Annotated in this window: 4 protein-coding genes and 2 pseudogenes; 5 read left to right on the top strand and 1 reads right to left on the bottom strand. The window is 58.5% G+C overall.

Translation table 11 applies throughout. The annotated features are described in order from the left end of the window. Positions 1-693, bottom strand: a pseudogene (locus IQK56_RS09050) (sensor histidine kinase); the annotation flags it as partial. Between the two features lie 207 nt (positions 694-900). Here IQK56_RS09050 and IQK56_RS09055 point away from each other — a divergent pair. From IQK56_RS09055 to IQK56_RS09075, 5 genes and pseudogenes are all read left to right on the top strand, one after another. Continuing rightward, entirely contained in the window at positions 901-1,611 is a 711-nt protein-coding gene (locus tag IQK56_RS09055; protein WP_193862432.1) for an SIMPL domain-containing protein, read from the top strand. Between the two features lie 293 nt (positions 1,612-1,904). Beyond that, on the top strand, positions 1,905-3,506 hold the full coding sequence (locus IQK56_RS09060; RefSeq protein WP_193862433.1) for an ABC transporter substrate-binding protein: 1,602 nt from the start codon (positions 1,905-1,907) through the stop codon (positions 3,504-3,506). Positions 3,507-3,764: 258 nt separating this feature from the next. Next, positions 3,765-5,393: an ABC transporter substrate-binding protein gene (locus IQK56_RS09065; protein WP_099587077.1), complete on the top strand. Its 1,629-nt coding sequence runs from the start codon at positions 3,765-3,767 to the stop codon at positions 5,391-5,393. Positions 5,394-5,746: 353 nt separating this feature from the next. Next, entirely contained in the window at positions 5,747-7,300 is a 1,554-nt protein-coding gene (locus IQK56_RS09070) for an ABC transporter substrate-binding protein (RefSeq protein WP_425274553.1), read from the top strand. A 170-nt stretch (positions 7,301-7,470) separates the two neighbouring features. Continuing rightward, positions 7,471-8,867 (top strand): annotated as a pseudogene (locus tag IQK56_RS09075) (OprD family outer membrane porin). Positions 8,868-9,077: the final 210 nt, after the last annotated feature.

A 9,077-nucleotide genomic window follows, 5' to 3' on the forward strand; every position in this document is an offset into this window, starting at 1 on the left:
TCCTGGACCATTTCGTTGAGCAGCACGGCTCATGGTGGCCGGCGGCGTACCCAATCGTGGGCGGCGCGCGGCCTGGGTGGCGACGGCCAGCAGTTGCTGGTCACGCAGGCCTTCTTCACGGCGAATGGCGCGCAGTTCTTCCTGGCGACGCAGCTCTTCGGCCATGCGCGCGGCGAAGAATGTGATCACGGCGGCAGACAGCGCAAAACTCAGCCACATCCCGTAGATCTGCAGGTTTTCCCGGGCGATGGGGAAGGTTTGCAACGGGTAGAACTGCGCCAGCAGCAGGGTATACAGCGTCAGGGCGATGCCCGACAGCACCACCGAATAGCGCCACGGCAAGGTCACGGCGGCGATGGTCAGCGGCACCAGATAATAGGAAACAAACGGATTGGTGGAACCGCCGGAGAAATACAGCAACACACTGTGGATGAACAGGTCGCAGGCCAGTTGCAACGCATATTCGAGTTCGGTCACCGGCCACGTGGTACGCAAGCGAATGGCAGTGAACACGCACAGCACGGTGGAGAAGCCAAGGGTCACGCCCAGTTGCAGCCATGGCAGCGGCAGCAGGTCGAACCAATAGGCAAGCCCGACCGAACCGGCCTGTGCGGCCAGTACCAGGGTACGAATGAACGTCAGGCGCCAAAGGTTCTGGCGGGTGGCGGAAGTCAGTTTTACGGCGGCGAGCATGAGCTCTCCCGGTGAGCGCTGCAGGCGGATCGGCAGGAGTATAAACGAAGCCGACCTGCTGGCACGGCGCGTGTGGCTCTTTGCCGCAGGCCGGGCAAACGACCGTTCGTCGGTGCCACGAACATTTGTAGGTGATGTGTAAACCCGAAGAACCCGACGCATGCGTCTACAGTCATACCGATACGAACACCCCCCTAAGGAGCTTCCATGTCTCGTTTCACTCACAGTGCAGTCGTCTTCACCCTCAGCGCCGCGACCCTGGCCAGCCTTCCAGCCATGGCCGCCGACGCACTGAACTACAACCAGATTTCCTTGCGCGCCGAGGTCAGCCAGGAGGTGGCCCGCGACAAGATGATCGTCACCTTCTACACCGAATCCCAGAATGCCGACCCGGCCAAGCTCGCCGCCGAAATCACCACCACGATGAACAAGGCCCTGGGCCAGGCCCGTGAAGTGAAGGCCGTGACCCTGCGCCAGGGCAGTCGCAACAGCTACCCGATCTACGACAACAAGAACCAGAAAATCACCGGCTGGCGTGAACGCGCCGAACTGCGCCTGGAAAGCGCGGACTTCCCGGCCCTGTCCAAACTCACCGGCGAGTTGCTGAACACTCTGAAGATGGAAAACATGGACTTCGCCATCGCCGACACCACGCGCAAGACCAGCGAAGACGCCCTGCTCAAGGATGCGGTTGCCGCCTTTAAAGCCCGTGCACAACTGGCCACCGATGCGCTGGGCGGCAAGGGCTACAAGATCGTCAATCTGAATTTCAATACCAATGGTTATCCACAGCCCTACGCCCGTGGCGGAATGATGATGAAGGCCGCCATGATGGATTCGGCGCCGACGCCTGAAGTGGAAGCCGGTACCAGCCAGGTCAGCATGAGCGCCGACGGGGTGATCGAAGTCTTGCAATAACTCTCTTACCCAAAAGGAACACGCCGTCCGAGTAGTCGCCAAGTGGTACATCAATGACCTGCCTGGCGACGACCCGAACCTTCACGATCCGTGAGAGTAACGACGTCTTGGGAGAGCGCTTCACAATCGATGAGAACGCGCCAACGGTGATGCAGGCATCGCTGCCATCAGCCTTCCCCCCAACACCCGCACGGTAATTTTAGGGTGTGTAAGTGACAAGAACGGCGGTAACCTCGGTGACCGTCGTTTTCGTTCAGGCAGGTTTATAGATACCTGCCACTTCAGGGGTCTCCATGGAAAGAATCGCCTTCAAACCGCTGCTACTTGCTGCTGCCCTCCTGACTGCGATGCCGATGGCACAGGCCGCCAGCACCCTGGTCTACTGCTCCGAAGCCAGCCCCGCCGGCTTCGATCCCAGCCAGTACACCAGCGGCACCGATTTTGATGCGTCCGCCGAAACCGTGTTCAACCGCCTGACCCAGTTCAAGCGCGGCGGCACCGAAGTCGAGCCCGGCCTGGCGACGAGTTGGGAGGTCTCCAAAGACGGCCTGACGTATACCTTCCACCTGCGCGAAGGCGTCAAGTTCCACACCACCGACTTCTTCACGCCAACCCGCGACTTCAATGCGGACGACGTGCTGTTCACCTTCAACCGCCTGCTGGATGCCGAGAGTCCGTTTCGCAAGGCCTACCCTTCGGAGTCGCCGTACTTCACTGACATGGGCCTGAACACCACGATCAAAAGCGTCGATAAACTTGACGAACACACCGTGCGTTTCAACCTGAACAACGTCGATGCGTCCTTCGTGCAGAACCTGGCCATGAGCTTCGCCTCGGTGCAGTCCGCCGAGTATGCCGCGCAGTTGCTCAAGCAAGGCAGCGCCTCGGACATCAACCAGAAACCGGTGGGCACCGGGCCGTTTGTGTTCAAGCGCTACCAGAAAGATTCGCAGATTCGCTACGTGGCCAATAAACAATATTGGAAACCCGAGGACGTGAAGCTCGACAACCTGGTGTTCGCCATCACCCCAGACGCCGCGTCGCGCCTGCAAAAGCTCAAGGCCGGCGAATGCCAGGTCAGCGGCTACCCGCGCCCCGCTGACATCGACGTGATGAAGCAAGACCCGAACCTGCGCGTGCTGCAACAAGCCGGTTTCAATCTGGGCTTCCTCGCCTACAACGTGACGCATCCGCCGCTGGACCAGCTCAAGGTGCGCCAGGCCCTGGACATGGCCATCGACAAGCCAGCGATCATCAAGGCGGTGTACCAGAGCGCCGGACAATTGGCGCAGAACGCACTGCCACCGGCGCAGTGGTCTTATGACCCGACGATCAAGGATGCACCCTACGATCCCACCAAGGCGCGGGCGCTACTAAAAGAAGCAGGGGTTGCACCCGGTACCACCATTAACCTGTGGGCGATGACCGTACAACGTGCGTCCAACCCGAATGCGCGCATGTCGGCCCAAATGATTCAGCAGGATTGGGAAAAAGTCGGCATCAAGGCCAATATCGTCAGTTATGAATGGGGCGAGTACATCAAACGCGCCAAAAATGGCGAGCACGACGCGATGATTTATGGCTGGACCGGCGACAACGGCGACCCGGATAACTGGCTCGGCGTGCTCTACAGTTGTGCTGCGGTCAAAGGCAGCAACTACGCCAAGTGGTGTAACCCGGCCTACGACAAGCTGGTGCAACAGGCCAAGGTCAGCAGCGACCGTGAACAGCGCATCAAGTGGTATCAACAGGCGCAAAAAATACTTAAGGAACAAGTACCTATAACGCCTATTGCAAACTCGACGGTTTTCCAACCCCTGCGCAAGGACGTCAAAGACTTCAAGATCAGCCCGTTCGGCCTGACGCCCTTCTACGGCGTGAGTCTAGATAAGTAACAGCCATGCCCCAACCGAGTGCGCCAGACGCCTCGGCTGGGCGCTTTTGGTGCGCCATCCGCACCGAAAAAACCCCATAAATAGATACAAATATGTCGAAAGTTTCATAATTGCGACATTCCTGTACGTTCGTACCACTCTTTCCGGCCTCCGGTGGTTCAGCATCTTGCAATGGGTATGGCGCCTGCATAAGTATCCGCAGGCCGACTCACGAGGTCGCCCTCACCACCAAAAATGACAACAAATCATGAGGCCAACATGCTTAAACACGCAGTCCTTCCGTTATTAGTGAGCGCTGGCCTTATGGCCGCGGCCCCTTTCGCCCAAGCGGCGACTAACCTGGTGTTCTGCTCCGAAGGGAGCCCGGCCGGTTTCGATCCAGGCCAGTACACCACCGGAACAGACTTCGATGCTTCGGCCGAAACCATGTTCAACCGCCTGAGCCAGTTCGAACGTGGCGGCACCGCCGTGGTTCCTGGCCTGGCCACCAGCTGGGACGTGTCCCCGGATGGCCTGACCTACACCTTCCACCTGCGCGAAGGCGTCAAGTTCCACACCACCCCGTACTTCAAGCCGACTCGTGAATTCTCGGCTGACGACGTACTGTTCACCTTCAACCGGATGATCAATAAAGACGATCCTTTCCGTAAGGCCTACCCCACCGAGTTCCCGTACTTCACGGACATGGGGATGGACACCAACATCAAGAACATCGAGAAAGTCGATGCCCACACCGTCAAGTTCACCCTTGGCACCGTGGACGCCGCTTTCATCCAGAACCTGGCGATGAGCTTCGCGTCGATCCAGTCGGCCGAATATGCCGCCCAGTTGCTGAAAAACGGTACGCCCCAGGACATCAACCAGAAGCCGGTCGGCACTGGCCCGTTCGTGTTCAAGAGCTACCAGAAAGATTCGAACATTCGCTACACCGGCAACAAGGACTACTGGAAACCTGAAGACGTGAAGATCGACAACCTGATCTTCGCCATCACCACCGACCCGTCGGTACGTATCCAGAAGCTCAAGAAAAACGAATGCCAGATCACCCTGTTCCCACGTCCGGCCGACCTCAAGGCACTGGGCGAGGACAAGGACCTGAAACTGCCGAACCAGGCCGGTTTCAACCTGGGTTATGTGGCCTACAACGTCATGGACAAGGTCAAGGGCAGCGACCAGCCCAACCCGCTGGCTGACCTGCGCGTGCGCCAGGCGCTGGACATGTCGGTGAACAAGCAGCAGATCATCGACTCCGTTTACCAGGGTGCCGGCCAACTGGCCGTCAACGCCATGCCGCCGACCCAATGGTCCTACGACACCACCATCAAGGACGCCGCCTACAACCCCGAGAAAGCCAAGGCGCTGCTCAAGGAAGCGGGCGTCAAGGAAGGCACCGAGATCGTGCTGTGGGCCATGCCGGTTCAGCGTCCGTACAACCCGAACGCCAAACTGATGGCTGAAATGCTGCAGAACGACTGGTCCAAGATCGGCCTGAAGGTCAAGATCACCAGCTACGAGTGGGGCGAGTACATCAAGCGCTCCAAAGGCGGCGAGAACCAGGCCATGATCATTGGCTGGAGCGGCGACAATGGTGACCCGGACAACTGGCTGAACGTGCTGTTCGGCTGCGATTCCCTGTCCGGCAACAACTTCTCCAAGTGGTGCGACAAGAAATTCGACGGCGTCGTGAAAGAAGCCAAGGCCACATCGGATGTCGCCAAACGCACCGAGCTGTATAAGCAGGCGCAACATATCCTCAAAGATGCAGTCCCGATGACACCTATCGCGCACTCGACGGTGTATCAACCCATGCGCAACACCGTGCAGGACTTCAAGATCAGCCCGTTTGGCTTGAACTCCTTCTACGGCGTGAGCGTCAGCGGCAAGTAAGGATCATTGACGCGACGTTTCATAACGTCGCCGTTATTGCATCCGCCTGGCCCTTAGGAAAATGATCACGCTCGCAGTCGATGCTTCCTACAGCAACGAACTGCGACACGGGACTCCGTTGCCTACAGGGTCAATCCGTTTTGGCGCATTTACTCTGAAGTCCGCGACTCATAACGTCGTAGGACAGCAGAGGCTCCAACTTGGGAAAGGCACTTGCTGTGTGTGGGATCAGTGTTGTCCCCCAGGCCTTGCGCCTGGTGATTGTTCGCTGATGACAACTACAAACAAGGATCGGGATCGTCATGCGCCATACCACTGTTCTATCCGCCATTTTTGGCACCAGCCTGCTGGCCATGGCCACCATGGGCCACGCCGCCGACAAGAAGAGCCTGGTGTTCTGCTCCGAAGGCAGCCCGGCAGGTTTTGACACCGCGCAATACACCACGGCCACCGACAACGACGTGGCCGAGCCGCTGTACAACCGACTGGTCGAGTTTGAAAAAGGCGCAACCAACGTAGTGCCTGGCTTGGCCACCAAGTGGGATATTTCCGAAGACGGCCTGACCTACACCTTCCACCTGCGTGAAGGGGTGAAATTCCACAGCAACAAGGAGTTCAAGCCGACACGCGACTTCAACGCCGACGACGTGCTGTTCACCTTCAACCGCATGCTGGACGCCGATCACCCGTTCCGTAAGGCCTACCCCACCGAGTTTCCGTACTTCAACGGGATGAGCCTGAACAAGAACATCGCCAAGGTCGAGAAAACCGACGAACACACCGTGGTGATGACCCTGAACACGGTCGACGCCGCGTTCGTGCAAAACATCGCCATGAGCTTCGCCGCGATCCTGTCGGCCGAATACGCCGAGCAGCTGCTCAAGAGCGGCAGGCCCAGCGACATCAACCAGAAGCCGATCGGCACCGGCCCTTTCGTGTTCCAGCGCTACCAGAAAGACTCGCAGATCCGTTACGTGGGCAACAAACAGTACTGGGACCCGAGCCGCGTTCAGCTCGATCAACTGATCTTCGCCATCAATACCGACGCCTCGGTGCGAGTGCAGAAGCTCAAGGCCGGCGAATGCCAGGTGACCCTGCATCCGCGCCCGGCTGACGTCGATGCGCTCAAGGCCGACCCGAACCTGCAGTTGCTGACCAAGCCCGGCTTCAATCTCGGCTACATCGCCTACAACGTGCGCCATAAGCCCTTCGATCAGCTCGAAGTGCGCCAGGCGCTGGACATGGCGGTGAACAAGCAGAGCATCCTGAATGCCGTGTACCAGGGCGCGGGGCAACTGGCGGTCAACGCCATGCCGCCGACCCAATGGTCCTACGACGACACCATCAAGGACGCCGCCTACAACCCGGAAAAAGCCAAGGAACTGCTCAAGGCTGCCGGCGTTAAGGAAGGCACCGAGATCACCCTGTGGGCGATGCCGGTCCAACGGCCGTACAACCCCAATGCCAAGCTGATGGCTGAAATGCTGCAGAGCGATTGGGCCAAGATCGGCCTGAAAGTGAAGATCGTCAGCTACGAATGGGGCGAGTACATCAAGCGCACCAAGAACGGTGAACACGATATCAGCCTGATCGGCTGGACCGGCGACAACGGTGACCCGGACAACTGGCTGGGCACTCTCTACAGCTGCGACGCCATCGGCGGGAACAACTACTCCATGTGGTGTGACCCGGCGTATGACAAGCTGATCAAGCAAGCCAAGGTCGTCACCGACCGCGAACAACGGACTGTTCTCTACAAACAGGCGCAGCAGTTGCTCAAGCAGCAAGTGCCGATCACGCCTGTCGCCCACTCGACGGTCAACCAGCCGTTAAGCACCAAAGTCGAAGGCTTCAAAGTGAGCCCCTTCGGCCGCAACGTGTTCTCGGGCGTCAGTATTACCCCATAAGAAAATAACCGGATTGCAGGAGAGCGAAGTCAGCTCTCCGGCAAACGTGCAGCCATTTATTGGGAAATTTCCTACGGCAAACGTTTGCAAGTGCCTGAACGAGTTACACACCAATAGTCGGTTCACCTAAAAAGACCGGCATAAAAAAGAGAACCAAAGGAGCTTCACCCATGAAACTGAGCAGCAAAGCGCTTCTGGCACTGGCCATCAGCAGCATCACGGCTACCGCCTATGCTGAGCCCGTAAGCCAGGACTTCGTTCCGACCACACTGGCCGGCGCCAGCGCCCAAAGCGAGGCCAAAGGTTTTATCGAAGATTTCAGCCTGGGCGGCACCACACGTAACTGGTACTCCCACGAAAGCAAATACCGTGGCGGCACCTTTTCCTACACAAAACACGGTAAGACTGAAACCGACCGTAACCGCACCAACTGGGTACAAGGCACAATCCTCAACGCCAGCTCGGGTTTCACCCAGGGCACCGTGGGCGTGAAGACCGAAGTGGCGCTGTACAACGCCCTCGTTTTGGATCGTAGCAAGCGTGACATCAAAGGCGGCTCCAACCGCACACTGGCCGACTCGGATGGCAACGCCGTAGACCAGTGGAGCAAACTGGGCCTGGCCAACATGCAGTTCCGCGTGTCCAACACCACCCTGACCGCCGGCCGCCAGAACTTCAGCAGCGGCATCGTCGACACCATCGGCAACCGTGCGCTGCCGTCCAGCTTCCAGGGTGTGAGCTTCAACAGCGAAGAGTTCAGCAACCTGTCGTTCCAGGGCGGTATCTTCGATCGCGTTTCGCCACGGACCGAGCAAAGTCTGACGAAATTCGTCTCCGAATACGGCAATGGCCAGAAAACCGACAAGGTCAAGACCCTGGGCTTCAACTACCAGCCGTTCAAGAGCCTGAAAACCAGCCTGTTCGCGGCTAACGTCGAAGACTTCTGGAACCAGTACTACTTCGGCGCCACCCACGAATTGGGTGACGCACAGACCCTGGCGCTGACCACCGGCCTGAACTACTACAAAACCACCGACACCGGCAGCAAGAAGATGGGCAACATCGACAACGATACCTACTCGTTGTCCCTGGGACTGACTCACCAGGCTCACACCCTGACCTTCGCGTATCAGGAAGTGAACGGTGACGAGTACTTCGACTACCTGCACGAAACCAACGGCATCTACCTGGCCAACTCCCTGACGTCCGACTTCAACAGCCCGAACGAGAAGTCCTTCCAGGTGGCCTACGCCATCAACATGGCCGAATACGGCGTGCCTGGCCTGAAGTTCAATGTCTACTCGGCACGCGGCTGGGGCATCGACGGTACCCACTACAACGGCACCGCCTATGGCGAATCTGCAAGTCACGTAGCGACTTGCGCTTGATGGATGGCGAGAAGCACCAGGAATACGGTGTAGGCGCGGCTTACGCCGTGCAGAGCGGGCCACTCAAGGCCACCGCGATTCGTGCGACTTACGTCGAACACCGTGGCAGCGCTCAACAGGCTGACGGCAACATCAAAGAATTCCGTCTGGTCACCACCATTCCATTCAACATTCTTTAACTAGCGCCAGGTAGACCGGCGGCTCAGGACGAGCCCGCCGTCTACGCTTGTCTGGTCCATCGATTGCAGAGGGCTCTGAATGAAAATGCTACCGCTACAAGCCGCCATGGCTGCCGCGCTGTTGAGCGTGGCCGTCGCATTTCAGCCAAACCGCTGGTGGTCTGCACCGAAGCCAGCCCGGAAGGTTTTTGACCCGGTCCTGTACACCAC

This window comes from Pseudomonas cyclaminis (assembly GCF_015163715.1).
GTDB classification, from domain to species: Bacteria; Pseudomonadota; Gammaproteobacteria; order Pseudomonadales; family Pseudomonadaceae; genus Aquipseudomonas; species Aquipseudomonas cyclaminis.

Coding starts and splice junctions, on each gene's coding strand:
- IQK56_RS09060 (WP_193862433.1), top strand. CDS start 1,905: ATGGAAAGAATCGCCTTCAAACCGCTGCTACTTGCTGCTGCCCTCCTG.
- IQK56_RS09055 (WP_193862432.1), top strand. CDS start 901: ATGTCTCGTTTCACTCACAGTGCAGTCGTCTTCACCCTCAGCGCCGCG.
- IQK56_RS09070 (WP_425274553.1), top strand. CDS start 5,747: ATGGCCACCATGGGCCACGCCGCCGACAAGAAGAGCCTGGTGTTCTGC.
- IQK56_RS09065 (WP_099587077.1), top strand. CDS start 3,765: ATGCTTAAACACGCAGTCCTTCCGTTATTAGTGAGCGCTGGCCTTATG.